3 protein-coding genes and 1 tRNA gene are annotated in these 20,381 nt (G+C 62.8%); 3 read left to right on the top strand and 1 reads right to left on the bottom strand.

Annotated elements, in window-relative coordinates; all coding sequences use genetic code 11:
- Positions 1-488 precede the first annotated feature (488 nt).
- From AC6R19_RS05065 to AC6R19_RS05055, 3 genes are all read left to right on the top strand, one after another.
- Positions 489-13,436: an isopeptide-forming domain-containing fimbrial protein gene (locus tag AC6R19_RS05065; protein WP_500578591.1), complete on the top strand. Its 12,948-nt coding sequence runs from the start codon at positions 489-491 to the stop codon at positions 13,434-13,436.
- Positions 13,437-13,537: 101 nt separating this feature from the next.
- Positions 13,538-18,748, top strand: coding sequence for an OmpA family protein (locus AC6R19_RS05060; protein WP_500578589.1), 5,211 nt, complete (start codon positions 13,538-13,540; stop codon positions 18,746-18,748).
- Positions 18,749-18,940: 192 nt separating this feature from the next.
- Positions 18,941-19,017 (top strand) — tRNA-Met (locus AC6R19_RS05055).
- Between the two features lie 186 nt (positions 19,018-19,203).
- Here AC6R19_RS05055 and AC6R19_RS05050 read toward each other — a convergent pair.
- On the bottom strand, positions 19,204-20,349 hold the full coding sequence (locus AC6R19_RS05050) for a PepSY-associated TM helix domain-containing protein (RefSeq protein WP_500578588.1): 1,146 nt from the start codon (positions 20,347-20,349) through the stop codon (positions 19,204-19,206).
- Between the last annotated feature and the right edge of the window lie 32 nt (positions 20,350-20,381).

Below are 20,381 nucleotides of genomic sequence, written 5' to 3'. Positions count from 1 at the left end.
AGCGACCACGTAGAGAAGCCTGAAACTCAGTAATGGTTGGACAGCGGAAACCAGATTAGTGGTTGACATCAGGAGCCGCTTTAGAGAAGCGGCCCATGGCCGCGATCGATCCCGCGGCCGGCAATACAACTTGCCGTTACGGCAAGGAACCAACCAACAACCCAAGAGCGGCCCAACCCCCGCCCCGATACCTCCTACCCACCACTTAAGAATCCACCTCAAGTTCCCCTGAGAACCACTTGGCAAACCTTAAAAAAGTTCCCTGCCAAACCGCTATTTATGACCTGCTTCACGGCTGCAAACTCGCCTTCTGACTAAAGTTCGCCCACCGGGGAGTGCCTGTCCGGTGGCGGTGCCGTTGGGTGCCGGGGTTATGAGTTTCAATTGAGAGCGGCGGCTGATAAGTGACGATGATGTCGGAAGTAACTGGACGGAAATCTTTGAAGAATGCGCTTGTTGGCTTTTTGCTTGCCTGCTGTGGGTTTCTGTTGTCTGCGCCGGAAGCGCTGGCGGATCACAACTGCCCGAATAACCCAAATGACCCCAGTTCCTTCGATATCCTGGACCACCGCTATAGCGATAGCTGGTGCACCCTCTGTGGCAACGGCCAAGTCACTATTGAGATCAGTGTCCCCAGTGGTATTCACGGTCCCAACCAGCATATCGACAATATCGTGGTTACCGAGGATCTCGGCAGTTCGGAGCTCGAGTATATCCCCGGCTCCACGGTGGCGAGTGCGGGCTCCTCCGCGGACCCCAGTATCAACGGTACCACGCTTACCTGGACCTCGTCAGAGCTCTCCGCCCTGGCGTCCCGGCCCGAAGGCAGCACCATGACCATCACCTTCGGCGTGCGTAGTGTTTCCGGGGAGGAAGAGGACATCGTCAGCAACAGCCGCATACTCGATGCGACAGCCTCTTTCGACTACTGCAATTTCCCCAGAGAGACGGATAGCGACAGCCTAGACCTGTACCTGCGCGAGCCGCAGCCGGCCATTCAGAATCAGGGGCGCAACGTCGACGCGGAGCAGACCAACTGGAGCAACGACGTCTACGGCAATATCAACGACGACGTAGTCTGGCGGGTGCGCATCAACAACAGCGGCGACGTGGCCATGCAGGACGTGCGCTTGGATATGATAGTGCCCGATCCCAATACGGATATCGACTACGCCTGTCCCTCGGAGTCGTCTGCACTGGCGGTGGCGAACAACGACGGCGTAGCTCCCGGTGGTTCACCCTGTATTTCAGCCGGCCAGACGCTGGAGGATTTCGAGATCAATTCTCCCTTCGGCGCCTCCGGAACGCCGGACGTGCCCGTCGGCGGTTACAATGTGCTCTATCTGGTGGGCAAGGTCACAAGTTCCTGCGAGGACAGCACCAACATAGTCGATGACCTGCAGTGGGGTTGCGATGTCACTGGCAATGGCCCCGGTGGTATTTCCAGCCCCAGCGGCGGTTCCGTCGGCAACCAACCGGAAACCGAGGACCTGATCGCCCTTTCCGATAACAGCCTTGATGTCACCGTGGACATCACCGGCACCAACACCGCCCAGCCACTGGGTGCTGCCGGCTATGTGACCATCACGCTCAACAACCAGAGCGGTGGTTCGGTCAAGGACATCGTGTTTACCAACGACCTGCCCAACGAATATGTGGTGGACACAACTTACGATCCGAGAATTATCAGCAGCAATACCGGTCGCAACTACGACGGTGGTCACGGCGCTAATTATGCTGCTAGTTATCCGGGTATGGCGGATACCCTTGAGTGGCGCGTCGGCTCCACCTGGAATCAGTGGGACTCCGACCCCCTCGCCAACAACCAGCCGGAATTTCGCCTCCTGAGCAGCACCGTGCATCCGGATTATCCGGATCAGGAAAACATGATGCGGCATGGGGACCAAATCCAGATCCGTTTCCGTATCGTGACTACGGAGTCAAGCTTTTACGACAAGGTCGCAGATCTCGATGTGCCGGAGGAGTTGGCGGGTGCCGACGATCCCAACAGCAATATTCCCCTGGCGGACAATGTCCTGAGCATAGATTTCGAGGACTTCTGCTCCCTCAACGATCCGCCGACCCAAGTGGTCAATACACCGGTCGAACCGGACCCGGAGGACCTGGATTTTCTCGCCCAGCCGCCGCTCTACATCGTGCGCGACAGCGGCACAACCACCATGACCGTGGAGGTGATCAACAACGGCGGTCACGAGGCCAATGACCACTATGTCTATGTGACCTTCGGCGAGGCGATGTCGGTGGTGAATCCCGGCAGCTGTAGCCCGGTCACTGATCCGCATAACTATCCAATCTCCAGCAATATCCACCCGCTGTGGGAGGACCCAGTCTTCCTGCCCAACAGCGCCAGTGTCTACCTCTGCGACAGCCTGGGCACTATACAGCCCGGGCAGGTGGTCACGCTGAATTTCGATGTGGAGCGGAACCACTCTGCGACTGACGACGACCTGACCTTCCGCGCCGACGTGGTGGGGGAGATCACCCTGCACGACGGCACGCCGCTGGACTTCCCGGCACCGGCCAGCGTTGCCGGCACCTTCCCCGACCAGCAGCAGGCCAACAACTACACCCTCGACGCCATCCGGGCCAAGGCGCTGGGCTTCAACCTGATCAAGGAGCGCGCCGACGAGTGTACCGAGCTGACTTCTGAAGCGGCATTTCCCAACGACCAGATCATTATCGGCGAGGACTGCGGTTTCGATATCTACGCCGGCGGCTGGTTCGGTTTCGATACCCCCGGCTACAGCCTGATCAAGGTGAAAGATATCACCATGAAGGATGATATACCCGATGGTCAGGGTTACATCGCCGATCAGCAGTTGTCCTGTGCCGAGGTGACCCTGCCCGATCCGGACTCGAACACAAACTGTAAGGATATCGGCTCAAACATCAGCGAGCTGGGCGGACTCAACAATCCGCTGAGCGAGCTGGACCTGGAATGGGACCTGCTGGACCCCGTCTCCGAGCGGGACCGCTGGTTCCTGTGGAATATGACCACCCGCCTGCTGAACGATCCGGTGGACGCCGTCGCCGACCCGAATCAGCATGCTAATCCGAGCACCGACTACGGCCGCTCCCAGTTCACCGCGGTCTTCGACGATGAAGAAGTGATCGTCGACAACTACAGCGGTGTACCCAGCAATATCCCCGGCTACCCGGCGGAGTCCGAGTGGCGCGAAGACCTGACGATCACGGAACCGCATATCGAGGTGGATAAAAAGGTCTGTAACGAAAACCTTCACGGGACAGGTGTTAGCTGTGACACCTGGGAGGACCTGACGGACGACGGTCACCGCGACCAGACCTATATCTTCCGGCTGACCGTAAGCAACCGCGCCGCCGACAGCGGCGTAGGTCGCGCACCGGCCTACGATCTGGTGATTACCGACACCCTGGACCCGTCCGGCCAGATGTGCGTGCAGCCGCTGCACGAGGACCTCATCGACAACGACGCCGACGGCTCGTCCGAAACCGCGCAGGGTGACGACGGCTGGGTGGGCACCACCGCCGGCGCCGACGACTACGATGAGGCGACCCACTGCGCCGATGGCGGCACGCCGGCCATCGTGACCTTCTCCTACGAGCATTCGGCGGCACTGGAGCGCTTGAATCCGGGCGAATCGGTAACCCTTTACTACCGCGTCAAGCCGCACCAGTCGGTGGCGCCGCTGCAGACCTTTACCAATACCTTCTTCGTGCGCTACGACAGCCTGGAGGGGGATTTCGGCAACCAGAATGCGCCGCAGATCGACAGCGATGCGGACAACGATGGACTGGGGTGCGCCTTTAACGATACGGACGAGGCCAGCTGTTCTCCGCAGAACGACCCGCAGGGCCGCGCGCGCCACTACCAGTCCGCCGACGCTACCGCGCAGATGCAGATTATCGAGGTGCAGGCGGAACCCAAGGCGGCGCTGGAGCTGTCCAATGGCAGCGCCAGCGGCACCAGCAGCGACAATGTGGTGGTCGGCGAGGAGATCCGCTACCAGCTGACCGCGCAGATTCCGGCGGCCAAGCTGCGCAACTTCGTGATTCGCGATGAACTGCCGGCGGGCATGCGCTGTATCGAGGGGCAGGAAGTCAACCTAGATGCGGCGCCCTACGATGCGGCCGGTTTTGTCCCCGGCGGTTCTTTCACGCCCACCTGTACCAGCACCGGCAGCAACGACTATATCGAGTGGGATTTCGGCGACCAGGAGCTGACCACGGTTTCCGGCAGTCTTTTCGAATTCCCGGTGGAATTTATTGCGCGTATCGAGAACAGCGCCAATACCAACGATGGCGATGTGATCGGCAACGGTGGAAGCTACACCACGGCCCAGGTCAGCTATGTGGACGAGGGCGGCAATACCGTAGTGGTGCCCTTCGACTCCCACGAAGTCACGGTGCAGGAACCGAATATCGTCCTCACCAAGTCTTTCGCCGTCGCCAACAGCGATGCGGACGATATCCTCACGGTCACCGTGACCGCGGAAAATACCGGCAGCGCCGACGCCTACAACCTGCGGGTGCTGGACGACCTGACCGGCACCAAACTGGTTTACCTGGGCAATATCGGCGGCACCGATCCGCCCCAGAACGACGACACCACCACCATCGGCCCCAATGCGCCGATATTCAGCTGGAACCGCGCCAACGCCGACTATACCATCGCGCCGGGTGAGACCAAGTCCTTCACCTTCGACGTGCAGGTGGAGCAGGGCGTAGAGCCCCACGAGATTCTCGACAACACCATCGAGGCCCGCTGGCAGTCCCTGCCTGGGCGGGATGTGGCCCTGAACAGCGGCGGTGAGATAGGCGTGGACGGCGCCGCCGACGGTATGCGCATCGGCGTGCTACCCAATGCCGGCGACGCGATCAACGATTACGAGACCAACGCCTCCGCGCAGACCGAAGTGCCGCCGCTGGTCGTCGCCAAGACGGACCTGGACCCGGCCGTGGTGCCGACCATCGGCGCCCACAAGAATTTCCAGGTCGAGATACAGCTGCCGGAAGGCGTCAGCCAGAATGTCGTCGTCACCGACCAACTCGGCAGCCTGGAAGGCTATGTACTGAGCCACAACGCCGACTACGACATTACCTACGAATTTATCGGTATCGAGTCCATCAACGCTGGCGCCGTTGGGGAGGCGTCGTTCAACAGCTTCCCGGCAGACAACACCGCAGGCAATGCCACCTGGGATATCGGCACCGTCGATACCGAAAGCGAGAACGACACCGCCGGCAGTGCCATTGACCCGGTTATCCGCATCAACTATTTCGCACGGGTGGAGAACGACCTGGCCACCGATGCCGGCGACTCGCGCCAGAACGGCGTCAACCTGAGCTACAGTAACGGCGAGAGTGACGCTACGGAAAACCTGAACGACAACACCGCCGCGGTAACCGTGGTCGAGCCGCAGCTGATCATCGACAAGGCGGTCAGCAATGCCAGCAACCCGGGCAACCTTCCGGTGGGTGGCGATGTACTCGAATACGTGATCACCGTCCAGCACGTTGGTGTTTCCACCGCCGATGCATTCGACCTGAATCTGGTGGATACGCTGCCGCCGGAGCTTCAGTTCGACAACAGCTTTACCCCGACGGCAGAAGTAAACGGCACGCCAGTTGTTGGTTTTGTTACCACGCCGGACGGTGCACCGTCCGGTCCGCTGATCTGGGGCCGCGAGAACGGCGACAACAGCCTCGACCTACCTCTCGGCAGCACCCTGGTGCTGACCTATCACGCAGAGGTGACCGGCGTCTTCGGCCAGCCGATCAACAACAGCGTAATACTGGACTGGACCTCCCTGGACGACAGCAGCATCAACGATACCGCCTACGAGCGGGATGGCGAGGGCTGCCCGACTATCTCGGCACCGGACGACTATTGCGTGGGCCCCGCCGAGGCCAGTATCAACACCGTTGACAACACCGATATCGCCAAGAGCGTTGTCGCCGATACCGATACGGACACCCCCGTCGGCGAAATGCGCCTGGGCGATACCGCCAACTACCGTCTGGAGCTGAACCTGCAGTCCGGTACCACACCGGCGGTTACCGTGGACGACCAGCTGCCGGCCGGCCTGACCTTCGAGTCCGTGATCAGCGTCAATGGGGACACCACTGCGCCCTACAGCGACAGCCTGAACGGCTTTACCTACAGCGCCAACAGTGTGCCGGCAACCGGCGCCACCGGCACTGTGACCTGGGACCTGGGGGATATCACCAGCGAGTTCGGCAATACCAACGCGTTTGTGATCGAGTATACGGCGCGGGTGACCGAGGACTCCGGCATCAGCGCACCCAGCGCGACCCTGACCAACACTGCGATTCTCAATTACACCGGCGCGGCGTCGCCGCCGCAGGACGATGCCAGCATCACTGTGCTGCAGCCGGTGATCGATGGCCTGACCAAGACCGACGCCACCTGGCCCGCCTCCCATATGAATGTGGACCCGGCCAACGACGTGATGCAGTTCACCCTGCACGCCTGTAACTCCGGCCTGGCGCCGGCCTACGACCTGTCGCTGACCGACGACCTGGCCCCGCAGATGGATGAAACCTCCATCGCGAATATGCAGGTCTCTGTCGACGGCAATCCGCTGACTGAGGGCACCGATTACACCTACACTGCGCCTGCCGCCCGCGACGGCGATATGCTGTTCGAGTTCAGCACCGCGATCGCTGCCGGGGCTTGCCTGGATATCTACTACGAGATCGGTTTTTACACCGATATCGGCGGCGGTGAGACCTGGGAAAATACCTTCACTGTAAATGACTACTGGTCCCTGCCTGCGGAGTCCGGCCAGCAGTACGGACCGGTGGCGTTGCAGTCTCCATATCCGATGGGCACCGCGGCCACCAGCGTCACACCGCCGGCAAAAACACTGCAATCCGACAGCACCGCCGCAGTGGGCGAGGAAGTGCTCTATCGCATCCAGGTGCCCGGCAGTGCCACCACCTCGGCGATCTACGACGTTGTTGTCGAGGATGTTCTCGATTCCAGCCTGGAGCTGATTCAAGCCCAGGAAGTCAGCGGCAACGGCCTCGACGTCACCGACAATAGCAGTGGCAACAACCTGAGTTTTGCGGTGGATATTATTCCCGCGGGTCAGGTGGCCATCTTTGAAGTCAGGGCGCGGGTCGCGAACAATACGACGGCCCAGGCCGGACACAACTTCGACAACCTGGCCAGCTATACCTACGCGGAGTTCGATGGTGGCAGTGCGCAGAACGGCGGCAGCGATACCGCGGAAACCCTGACCATCGTCGAGCCGGATCTCACCCTGGCCAAAACCCTTGAAAATATCACCAGCCCCGGCAACGCCCCGGACGCCGGCGATGTGCTGCGCTTTACCCTGGACCTGACCGCCGCGGGCAATCCGGAAAACTCCGACGCCTACGACCTGATCGTCAGCGAGCAGCTGTCCCTGGGGCTGGAATTCGTTCCGGGCAGCGCCACCTTCGGCGGCGCTGCGATCGGCGATCCGGCGCTGGCCGGCGACGGCATCAATAGCGCGCAGACCCTGGACTGGAACCGCAGCAATAGCGACCTGGATATCGCCGCCGGCGGCAACAGCCCGCTGGTGTTCGACGCCGTGGTGATCGACAGCGTGCTGGCGGCCACCGATCTCTCCGGTACCAGCCGCATCGAGTGGACCAGCCTGGATGAAGACAACACCAGCATTTACGAACGCAACGGCAGCGAGTCGCCGGCGCTGAATGATTACGTCATTAAAGACGAAATAGCCCAGCTCACTGCCGCCAACGACAGCACCATCACCAAGACCCGCCTGGACGACAGCTACGGCACCGGCGATGCGCTGCTGCGTATTGGTGATTTCGTCGAATACGAGCTGCGCCTGAGCCTGCCGGAGGGCAGTGCCCCCAATGCGGCAATTACCGATACCCTGCCGCAGGGCATGGTGTTCGATCGCACCCTGGCGATCAATGGCGACAACAGTGCGCCCTTCACTGCGGTGGCGCCCTTCAGCCACGGCGATATCACCGAGCCTGTGCAGGCCGGCGATCCGGCCGCGGGCGCGACGACCCTGACCTGGAATATCGCCGACCTGGTCAACGCCGGCGACAACAGCGCGGCCAACGACGAATTCGTTATCCGCTACCGCGCGCGGGTGCTGAACCAGGACGTGCACCCCTGGCCGGCCAATAATACGCCGCTGACCAACAATGTGGACTTCAGCTTCGATGCCGCCACCGGTCCGGAGAGTCGCAACGACGGCGAAACCCTGGACCTGCTGCAGCCGAACCTGGCGCTGGCGATCAGCTCCAATCCTGCGGACGGCAGCACCCTCGCGCCCAACGACACCGTCGACTACACGGTGACCATTACCAACAACGGTTCGGCTCCGGCCTACGATCCTGTGTTCCGCGACACCATTCCCAACGGCCTGCGCCAGGGCGGTGTCACTGTGCAGTCCACAACGGTGAACGGCGCCGCAGTTGCAAACCTGGCGCCGGCCTTTGACGCCTCCACCGGTGAGGCGGTGTGGAATTTCGGCGCGGGCACCGCCTACGCGATCGATCCCGGCCAGAGCCTGGAAATGACCTACCGCGTGCAGGCGGACAGCAACCTGGGTGCCGGCCTGAACCTGCAGAACGCCGCTTTCGTCGAAGTGTATTACTCGCTGGACGACGACAACCTGCCTTCGCTGGGCGATGCCACCGCGACCGTGGATATGCGCGAGGACTACGGCCCCAGCGCGACCGAGAGCGTGCAGTTCAATACCCCAAATGCGGCGCCGCTGCTGATCGAGAACACCCAGCCCACCGCGTCCATCGGCGAGCCCTTCCGCTACCGGGTCACCATTCCGGAAACCGCGCAGACCACCGCGCTGCACGACGTACGCATTCTGTTGAACCTGGATGCCTCCGCCGCGGACCTGGTATTCGTCGAGGCGGCCAAGGTTTCCGGCAGCCAGGTGTTTACCCCGGTAAATAGTGGCTCCGGCACCGATCTGGTGATCGAGGACACCGCCAACGGCATAGATGTGCCGCCGGGCGAGCAGGTGGTGATCGACGTGACGGTGCGCCTGCGCGACAGCAATCCGCCCAATGTGGACGGCCTGGGGTTCAGTAACAGCGCGACTTATAGCTACAGCTACGAAAACGACAACGCGGCCGCGGGGCAGGGCGCCGGTGCCGGCAATACCACCGCGGATATGACGGTGGTCGAGCCCACCGACCTGACCATGACCAAATCCGGCCCCGCCAGCGTGCAGTCCGGCCTGCCGGGTCGCTTCACCCTGGATGTGCACAATATCGGCACCGGCCCGGCCTGGGATATCACCGTTACCGATATCCTGCCGGACAATGATCCGGGTGGCATGTGCGAGACGCCGCCGGAAAACTTTGTCGCGGTTATCGCCGACGGCGCCGGCAATACCGTCGCCACCCTGAACGCCGGCGAACACTTCAATACTGCCTTCGATGCGGCCAGTTGCACCCTGACCGTAACCACGGTCGGTGCCACCGCGGCCATTCCCGCGGACCATCGCCTGCTGTTCAGCTACGACGCCTACCTGGATGCGGATACCGCCGACGGCAGCTCTCTCACCAATATCGCCGGTGTGGAACTCTGGCACAGCTGGGACAGCACCGGCCCGGATGCGCGCCAGTACAACCGCCCGGCGCCCACCGACGGCACCCCGGGTACCCTCGACCACGAGGACGCCTATACCATCAGTGCCGCAGTGCCGAGCGTGTCCTTCTACAAGACAGTGGAAAATGTCACCGCCGGCCAGAACCCGGCCAGTGTCGCCAGCCCCGGCGATCTGCTGCGCTATACGCTGACATTGACCAACCTGAGCAGCGTCGACGTAAACGGTATCCAGATCACCGACGACCTGGGCCGACTGAACAGTCTGCCGCTGTTCGAGCAGGGATCCCTGGCCAATATCGTCGTGAGTGGCGGAACCGATAATTCCGATCCGAACGGCGGCACCCACGGCAGTGGTTTGCTGGACCTGGGTGACCTGAGCCTGGCGGCCGGTGGCAGCCTGGAAGTCAGCTACGAAGTGGCCCTGGCGGCCGTGATCGACAGCGGCACCGCGGTGCTGAACCAGGCCCAGGTGCAGCTGCCCGGCCAGCTGCTGCAGGACAGTGACGATCCGAATATCAATGGCGCCGACGATCTGGATGTGGCCGGCGACGAGGACCCGACCAGGGTGATTATCGAATCCGCACCGCACCTGGTAGTGGAAAAGACCTCCGCGGATATCACCGGCGATACCGAACTGCTGATGCCCGGCGACACCCTGCGCTACACCATCCGCGTGGAAAATACCGGCGACGAGAATATCGTCGATACAGTGCTGCGCGACCAGGTGCCGGCGAACACCACCTATGTGGCCGGCTCCACCACCCTGAACGGCACTGCGGTCGGCGATGTCGGCGGCAGCACGCCGCTGGCTTCCGGTTTGCCCATTAATTCTCCCGGCGAAGCGGAGGGTTTTGTCGGCGCGACGGCGGGCGGCGCCGGAGCGGTCGTGGTCACTTTCGATGTGACCATCAACGACGTGAACGACGGCACCATCATTTCCAACCAGGGCTTCGTCAACGGTGCCGGCGCCGGCAGCGGTGCCTTCGAGGAGGTGCCGTCCGACGATCCGGGCACCGATACGCCCAACGACCCGACGATCGATATCGTCGGCGACGTGCCACTGCTGATCGCCCACAAGACGGTGGAAATCGCCGTGGACAATGTGTCCCCGGGAATCGTCGATCCGGGCGATGTACTGCGCTACACCATCGCGGTCACCAATATGGGCGGCGTGGATGCGACCCAGGTTGCACTCACCGACCAGGTGCCGGCCAACACCACCTACGTGGCCGGCAGCACCACCCTGAACGGTATTGCGGTGGCGGATAATGGCGGCGGCACTTCGCGGCTCGACGCCGGCCTGCCGATTTCCTCCGACGACCTGACGCCGCCGCTGCCCGGCGCCGACGAGGGCGTGATCACTTCCGCCCAGACGGCGACCGTGACCTTCGACGTAACCGTCAATGCGGCTACGCCCACCGGCACTGTGATCAGCAACCAGGGCAGCGTCTCCACTGCTGAGCTGCCGCTGACTCTGACCGACGCCGACGGCAATCCATCCAACGGCGCCCAGCCCACCGAAGTGGTGGTCGGCGATGCGCAGCAGCTGTCGATCACCAAGGAAGTGGCGGTTGTCGGCGGCGGCGCGGCCGAGGCTGGCGCGACCCTGGAATACCTGGTGACGGTCACCAATATCAGCGCCGTACCCGCCACCTATGTAACCATTACCGACGACCTGCTGGTGGCAGGTGAGAATGTACTCACCTATGTGGCGGATTCCGCAATGCTGAACGGACAGGCGGGCGGTATTACGGTAAATGGCTCGGTGATCACCGCGGACTTCACCGGAACCTTCGGTGAACTGCAACCGGACGACACCGCGACCCTGCGCTTCCAGGCCAGGCTCTCGGAAAATCTGGAAATCGGCTACCGGGTGCTGAATACCGCGGAAGTGCAATGGAATGATCCGCCCGCTACCAATCAGGCCAGCGTCGCCATCGACGTGGGCGGCACACCGGGTATCGCCAACCTGAACGGCTACCTCTGGCACGATGTGAATTTCAACGAGCAGCTGGATGCCGAGGAGCGGCTGCTGTTGAACTGGACCGTGGATCTGTATTTCAACAATGCGCTGATGGAGACGGTGCAGAGCGATGAAAACGGCTACTTCCAGTTCGACGGCCTGGTGCCCAACTATACGGGCGGTGCCAGCTACGAATTGAGATACACGGCGCCGGACGCCGGCGAGAGCACCGCGTCCCTCGGCAACACCAGCTCGGACTTCACCAACGGCCCGCAGCAGATCACCGAGATCTACGTGGGCTCCGGTGCGAATCCGCAGAACCTGAACCTGCCGATCACGCCCAACGGCACCGTCTACGATTCGGTGCTGCGCCAGCCGATCGCCGGCGCCACCCTGACCATGCTGCGCGCCTCCAGTGGCCAGGCGCTGCCGGATCGCTGTTTCGACGACGAGAAACAGCAGGACCAGGTGACCCAGGCCGGCGGCTACTACAAGTTCGATATCAACTTCAGCGATGCCGCCTGCCCGGCCAACGCGGATTACCTGATCCGGGTACAGCTGCAGGGCGACGACTATGTCGCCGGCGAGTCCAAGATCATTCCGCCGCAGACCAATGAGGAGACGGCGGGCTTCGATGTGGGCGCCTGCCTGGGCAGTGGCGAGGACCTGGTTCCGGGCACGGCGCAACACTGTGAGGTGCAGCTGTCCGAACTGCCGCCGCCGGTGGATGTGGACGCGCGGGATGCGGGTACCGACTACTACCTGCGCCTGACCCTGGACGACAACCTGATCCCGGGCGAGAGCCAGTTGTTCAACAACCATATCCCACTGGATCCGCAGCTGGACGGCGCCCTGTCGATCACCAAGACCGCGGCGCTGCTGAACGTGACCCGCTCGCAACTGGTGCCCTACACCATCACCTTCGGCAATACCCTGCCGGTGCCGCTGGCGGACCTGCAGCTGGTGGATTTCTTCCCCGCCGGCTTCAAGTACGTGGCCGGTTCCGCACGCCTCGATGGAGAGGCGGTGGAGCCCACCGTGGACGGCCTGCAGCTGCAGTGGCCGGACTTGCGTGTGGATCCGGACCAGACCCGCGAGGTGAAACTGCTGCTGGTCGTCGGCTCCGGTGTGGGCGAGGGCAAGTATGTGAACCGCGCGCGCATGTTCAACCAGCTGTCCGGCCAGCAGGCTTCCGGCGAGGCCTCGGCCACGGTGCGCGTGGTGCCCGACCCGACCTTCGACTGTACCGATGTGATCGGCAAGGTGTACGACGACAGGAATATGAACGGCTACCAGGATGCCGGTGAGGGCGGCGTGCCCGGCGCGCGGGTGGTGACCGCCACCGGCCTCAACGCCACCACCGACGCCCACGGCCGTTTCCATATCACCTGTGCGGTGGTGCCGGATCGGGACCGCGGCTCCAACTTCATCATGAAGCTGGACGACCGCAGCCTGCCCAGCGGCTACCGCCTCACCAGCGAAAACCCGCGGGTGGTGCGCGCCACGCGCGGTAAGGCGATCAAGGTCAACTTCGGGGCCAGCCTGCACAGGGTGGTGCGCCTGGATATGGCCGAGGCGGTGTTCGAACCCGGCACCACCGAGCTGCGCCCGCAGTGGCACTCGCGCACAGAGCTGCTGCTGGAAAAACTGAGCGAGGCACCGTCGGTGCTGCGCCTGGCCTACCTGGCGGAAAACGAGGCGCCGGGCCTGGTGGACGAGCGCCTGCAATCCATCAAGGCGCAGATCGCCGAAGAGTGGGCCGAGCAGTACGGTGATTACGAATTGACGATTGAAACCGAAATCTTCTGGCGGCGCGGCGCGCCGCCGAGCGAGGGAGGATTGGAGTGATGTCCTCTTGTGAATGCGGAATGATGAATGTGAAAAAAACGGGGCTCGGGACTCGGGACTCGGGACTCGGGGAAGAATCTGGACCCGGGAAATTCCGTAGGATGGGCAAAGCGCAGCGTGCCCAACAGACGCCAGTTGATGGGCACGCTGCGCTTTGCCCATCCTACGAGGTATCTACCCCTGTAGGAGCGGCCCATGGCCGCGATCAATGTCTCGCCGCGGCACTGGCCCTGTTCCTGGCACTGCCCGTCTTCGCCCAGGAAACCGAACAGCCCCAGCCGGAAGGAGTTGCCTGGTGGCAGGTGTGGAAAAAAGTCCCCGGCCTGCAACCCGAAGTAGAAGAACCGACAGCGGAATACCGGGAAGCCGAACTCGGCAGCAACACCGAAACAACCATCCTCGGCCAGCCGCGCCGCCAGTGGGTACAGGACGCAACGCTATTCGTCGAGCCGGCGGAGCCGGTGATCGAGGAAAACTTTATCGATCCGCTGCTGTTCCAGTCGATGGACGATGAAATCCCAGCCGACTCCGTCGAGGCACTGAAGGAAAAACTCGCCGAGCTGGGCGAAAAGCCCAATCTAAAAGTGACCTTTATCGGCCATACCGACAGCGATCCGCTGAGCCAGCAGCAGCTGGCGGAATACCTGGACAAGCAGGAGTTCACCAGCGCCCGTGCCCGGCAGGTGGCGGAGTTCTTCCAGCTGGCGCTGGAACTGCCGGAGGAGATGGTCTCCTTCGAGGGGCGTGGTGATGCTGGACCGGTCGCGGACAATATCACCACCGCCGGGCGCGAACAGAACCGCCGCGTGCAGGTGCAGGTCAGCTACGACGAACTGGACGAGGCCGCGATGGCGGAGCAGGCCCGCGCCCAGGCGCTGGCCCTGAACCGGTTCAAGGTGTGCCGCCAAGAAACCGTGTGCCGCCTGCACTACACCGGCGGCAGCGAGCAGCGCGCGCGGCTGAAAAACCTGGTCACGCCGCTGCGCTGGCAGCCGGGGCAGGTGGACCTGCCGGAGGCCTTCGTGCGCCGCATCCGCGAGGTGCGCGCCAACCTGGCGGACAAGAACAACCTGGTGATCCGCTTCGTCGGCCACACCGATGCGCTGCCGCTGCCGGAGGGCCCGGCCAAGCTGTACAGCGACCATATGGCCCTGTCCCGCGCCGAGGCCAGGAGAGTTGCGCTGGCGGTGCGCGATGCGTTGAACCTGCCGGATTACATGGTCACCAGCGGCGGTGTGGGCGCCACCCAGCCCATCGCCGCCAACGACACGCCCAAGGGCCGCGCCCTGAACCGCCGCGTGGAGGTGGAGTTCTGGTACGACGATCCGCTGGAGACTGCGGTGGACGGGGTGCAGGCCTGTCCCGAGGCGGCCGCGGCCGAAACCATCACCATTGCCCACGAATCCCCGGACGGCGATATAGAGCCGATACGTTTTGAAAACGGCGATCCGCAGATCTCCCAGTCGCAGCTGATGCGCATGAAAAGCGCCATGGCGGAAGTGGCCGGCAAGGCCAATGTGCGCCTCAGTTTTGTCGGCTACAGCGACAACGAGCGCATGGAGCGCCGCGAGGCGATGGTCTACGGCGACGACGTCGGCCTCTCCTCCGCCCGCGCGCGCCGCGCGATGGAACAGGTGCGGGAGCAACTGAACCTGAGGGCCGAACAGGTGGAGTTCGAGGGCCGCGGCTATGTGCAGTCCGACGATGTGGTGGCCACCGGCTTTATCCAGCTGGACGGCGCGCGGGTGGAAGTGCAGGTGCTCTACGACGAGCTGGCGGTGCTGGCGGAAAAGGACCGCCTGGAAATCGAGCGCATCAATCGCGAGGCCCTGGCCCACAACCCCTATGCGCTGAACCTGATGCGCATCACCGTGGACGGCAGCCCGGAGTACGACCCCTACAAAAACTCCGCCGACCTGCAGCGCTGTACCGACGTGGCCCTGGAAAATGCCAATATCCAGTTCCGCTTCGACAACAAGAAGATGCAGCCGCGCCTGAACGTCACGGCTTTCCCCAGTACCATCCGCTACGCCGACGACCCGGAAACCGAGATCGCCGACAGCAGTGTGCAGTTCAGGAGCTACAGCAACTACCCGACGTTTATCGAGCGCGCCGAGGTGCGCCTGTTCGAGGAAGAGCAGTCCCTGCGCGACACGCCGCTGGCAATCGTCGAGCTGGATGAAAACGGTGAGGGCGAGTGGCAGGCGGAATTCGACCGCTTCCAGGCGCCGCTGAAAAAACTGCAGTACCTGCTGCGGGTCTACGACGACAGGGGCCGCTACGACGAGACCCGGGCGCAGACCCTGTGGGTGGTGGATCGGCTGGATGAGCCGACCGAAGAAGTCGATGCGGAACAGGAGCTGCTGGTGGGCTACGGCGAAAACCGCCTGGCGCGCCGCAATATTCCCCTGGACGGCAACACGGTACTGGTGAACGGCGCACAGATTCCAGCGGACCACACCGTGTGGCTGGCCGGCAACCCGGTGCCGGTCAACGGCCAGGGCCAGTTCGTCGCCGAGCAGATTTTCGATCGCGGCCTGCACACGGTGGAAGTGGCGGTGCTGGACCCGGAGGGCAACGGCGAACTCTTCCTGCGCGACCTGCGCTTCGCCAGCGACGACTGGTTTACCGTGGGTATCGCCGACCTGACCATCGGCTACGACAAGACCAACGGCCCGGCGGCGCTGGTCACCGGCGACGAGACCCACTACGACAATTCCGTCAGTTACGATGGCCGCCTGGCCTTCTACACCAGTGGCGGCTTTGGCGAGGGCTGGCGCCTGTCCGCCAGCGCGGATACCGAAGAGGGGCCGGTGGGCGAACTCTTTTCCAACTTCCTGGAAAAGACACCGGACGCGCTCTTCCGCCGCCTGGACAGCGACCTCTACTACCCGACCTTCGGCGACGACTCCACCGTGGTCGAGGACGCGCCCACCTCCGGCAAGTTCTATGTGAAGTTGTCCAAGTACGACGACTACGGTTTGTGGGGCAACTTCAAGGCCGGCTACACCGACAACGAACTGGCCCACGTCGACCGCGCCCTCTACGGAGCCAACGGTCACTTCGAGAGCGACGCCGTGACGGAGTTCGGCGAGAAGCGCTTCCAGGTCGACGGTTTCGCCGCGGAACCCGGCACCATCGCCGGCCGCGACGAGTTCCGCGGCACCGGCGGCTCCCTCTATTTCCTGCGCCACCAGGATGTGTTGAGCGGCTCCGAGCGCCTGCGCGTGGAGGTGCGGGACAAGGATTCCGGCCTGGTGCTGGGGGTGAAAAACCTGACCCCGGTGGTCGACTACGATATCGACTATATCCAGGGCCGCGTGCTGCTGAACAAGCCGCTGTCCGCACTCGCCAACGACAACCTGCTGATCCAGGACGGCTCCTACAACGGCAATCCGCAGTTCCTGGTGGCGCGCTACGAGTACACCCCGGGCTTCGAGGAAATGGACACCCTCGCCGTCGGCGGGCGGGCCCATTACTGGTTCGGCGATCACGTCAAACTCGGCATCAGCGGCACCCAGCAGGACGAGGAGGACAACGAGACCTCCCTGCATGGTGTGGACCTGACCCTGCGCAAGAACGCCGGCAGCTGGCTGAAGATCGAAGTGGCGGACAGCCAGGGCGGCAACCTGGACAGCGTCAACTCCTACGACGGCGGTTTCAGTTTCAATCAGCAGCAGCCGCTGGACCCGGATGCCAAGGCGGGCGCGTCCAAAGTGGAGGGCAGCCTGCAGCTGTCCGACTTCTTCGCGGGCGCGCGCGGCTCCAGTACCTTCTACCACCAGGAACGCGAGGCCGGTTTCTCCGCCCCGGGGCAGCTGGTGAACGGCGACACCACCCAGTACGGCGCCAGCGTCAATGTGCCGATCGGCGAGCGCTTGGATGTGGGCCTGAAGGCGGACAGCAGGGAACAGGAATTCGGCCTGCAGACCAGTGCCGTGGACCTGATGGTGGGTTACCGCATCAACGACAACTGGCGGGTGAATACCGGCGCCCGCGCCGATACCCGCGAGGATTTCTCGCCGGTGGTGCCCGCCACCCAGACCCAGGGTGACAGGACCGACATGGCGGTGGAGGCCGCCTACGATTCCGGCGAGAACTGGAGCGCCTTCGGCTTCGTGCAGGGCACGGTGGAAGTCACCGGCACCCGCGAGGAAAACAACCGCATCGGTCTCGGCGGTGCCTACCGCGTCAGCGAGCGCCTTACCCTGGACAGCGAGCTGTCCGGCGGCGACACCGGCACCGCCGCGCGCCTCGGCACCGACTACCTGGTGACGGATCGCACCAATCTCTACCTGAATTACACCCTTGACAACGAGCGCACTGATACCGGCATTCGCGCGCGCAAGGGCAATATGAGTACCGGCTTCCGCAGCCGCTACTCCGACAGCCTGAGTATCTACGGCGAGGAGCAGTACAGCCACGGCGACGTCTCCACCGGCCTGACCCACGCGTTGGGCATGGATCTGGCCCCGAACGACCGCTGGAGCTACGGCACATCGGTGGAGGCGGGCACTCTGGAGGACCCGCGCACCGGTGCGCAGACGGACCGCCGCGCGGTGGGTGTGAATATGGGCTTCAGCGACGGCGATATCCGTCTCGCTTCCGCAGTGGAGTACCGCACCGACAATATGGAAACCGCCGTCGACGAAAGCACGGTAATGGAAAACGAGCGCAAGACCTGGCTGCTGAAAAACACCCTCGGCTACCAGGTCAGCCCGGACTGGCGCTTGGTGGGTAAATTGAATTACTCCGACAGCAAGAGCTCCCAGGGCGAGTTCTATGACGGCAAGTTCACCGAAGCGGTGATGGGTTACGCCTACCGCCCGGTGGACAACGATCGCTGGAACACCCTGCTGAAATACACCTATTTCTACAATGTGCCGACCCGGGACCAGGTCACGGTGCAGAACACCGCGGCGGAGTTTATCCAGAAGAGCCACATCTTCTCCGTCGACAGCAGCTACGACATCAGCCGCCGCTGGACCCTGGGAGCCAAGTACGCCTACCGCCTCGGCCAGCTGAGCCTCGACCGCCGGGACCCGGAGTTCTTCGACAGCCGCGCCAGCTTGTATGTATTGCGCGCCGACTGGCACTTCGTCAACCGCTGGGATCTGCTGATCGAGGGCCGCATGCTCGACCTGCCCGACGCCCAGGACCGCAAGAGCGGCGCCCTGATCGGCCTTTACCGCCATATGGGCAAGCACCTGAAAGCGGGGGTGGGGTACAACTTCACCGATTTTTCGGATGACCTGACGCAGTTGGATTACGACAGTCAGGGGGTCTTCCTGAATGTGATCGGCAAGCTTTGATTGCCCTGCGCAGCGACATGGATGTCGCGGCCTGTCTATTTCTGTAAACTGCGCGGAAATTAAAAGCAGGAAATCAAAATAAATTGCCGGGTGGTCTGGACTTGCCAGGTCTGCATCACTAGAATGCGCAGCCTCTTCGGTGCTCAGCGCCGGCAGTTGAAACTTTACCAGGATTCAATTGTGCAGAGTTGATGCGGGGTGGAGCAGCCTGGTAGCTCGTCGGGCTCATAACCCGAAGGTCGTAGGTTCAAATCCTGCCCCCGCTACCAAATTCCCTTTCAGTTGGTATTAGGTCGATGCCCGACGAGTCGGGCTCCCTTTCTACCTCAGGCCGGTATGGCCGGGCGACGGTGGTAGATTCAAATCTTGCCCCGCTATTGATATCCCTATTGATCAATAACTGGCGGTGCCGGAATAATACTGTCAGTTTTAAATCCTCCCCTGAAGATTCCAGCTCAAATGGCTTGGGTTCCCGGTGATCCAGCGGTATCGCGGCGTCTGGGAGTTTTCACTCTCCGTTTTTTCCGCCACAGATAGAAGCCGGTGCCGAACAGCAGTGCCGGCGCAAAGCCTGTGAGCAAAACCAACAGGCGCCCGACCAGCCCCAGTGCATCGCCGTTGTGCAGCGGAAACTGCCAGGTGAGGAATTTATTGCCGGCGGCTATCCGGGTAACATCGTGCACCATCAGTATTTCGCCGCTGTACTGGTCCAGGCGCACAAAGCTGGCACCGTGGTTGGTCCAGGGTTCGCCTTCCTGCCTGAAAGTCAGTCCGTAGCTGTCGCTGGCATCCTGCGGCAGGTAGATGCGCTTCAACTCTCCCCGTGGAAATACTTCCCGGCCTATGGCGACGGCGCTGTCCGGATCCAGCGGCGCTGCGCCGGTGATTTCAGATTGGCCCCAGGAGCCGCGCGGTTCCAGCGGCATCAGCCAGCTCACCAGTTTTTCCACCTGCAGCGGAAACACGATGCTGACGCCTGAGAAGGCGATCACCAGCAGCACCGGCAGCAGGTAGATGCCGAATACCTTGTGGATATCGAAATAGAAGCGGAAGCGGTTGCCGTCGCGCTCGATGGTGAAGGCGCGCTTCCAGCGGCCTTTCCTTTTACCCTTGGGCCACCAGATTACCAGGCCGCTGATGCAGAAGAGCAGCAGCGCTATGCCCATAAATCCGATCACGGTTTTGCCCGTGTTGCCGGCCAGCAGCGTGTAGTGCAGCCGGTAGATCCAGGTCATGGTGTAGTCGGCTGTGCCCCAGCCGCGTACCGCCAGTACCTGCGCGTCGGTGGGGGATACGCTGACCTCTATAGGGCCCGGCGCGCCTTCCGGGCCGGGGAAGCGCACCACGTGGGGACTGCCCTCGGCGCGGGCTGTCATGATGCGCTGTGGCGTGCTGCCGGGCACGGCAGCGCGCGCGGCGGCGACAATTTCGGTGAAAGTGGCGGGGGTGTCGGAGGAGGCAAAGTCGACGGTCTGCGGCGCGAGTTTTTCATCCAGCGCGTGATCGAACACCAGCAGGCTGCCGGTGAGTCCGATCAGCGACAGCAGCAGACCCAGGGTGAGGCCTGCGTATTTGTGCAGAACGAGAAAAAATTGCCGCATTGGTAGTTGCCGGGAAATTTGATGGCTGCGCT

The sequence above is a fragment of the Microbulbifer sp. SE14 genome (assembly GCF_059834885.1).
This window is presented reverse-complemented; position numbering and strand designations above follow the sequence as displayed.

Excerpts from the sequence above, each read along its gene's own strand:
- AC6R19_RS05050 (WP_500578588.1), bottom strand. The coding sequence starts at position 20,349 with ATGCGGCAATTTTTTCTCGTTCTGCACAAATACGCAGGCCTCACCCTG.
- AC6R19_RS05060 (WP_500578589.1), top strand. The coding sequence starts at position 13,538 with ATGGGCAAAGCGCAGCGTGCCCAACAGACGCCAGTTGATGGGCACGCT.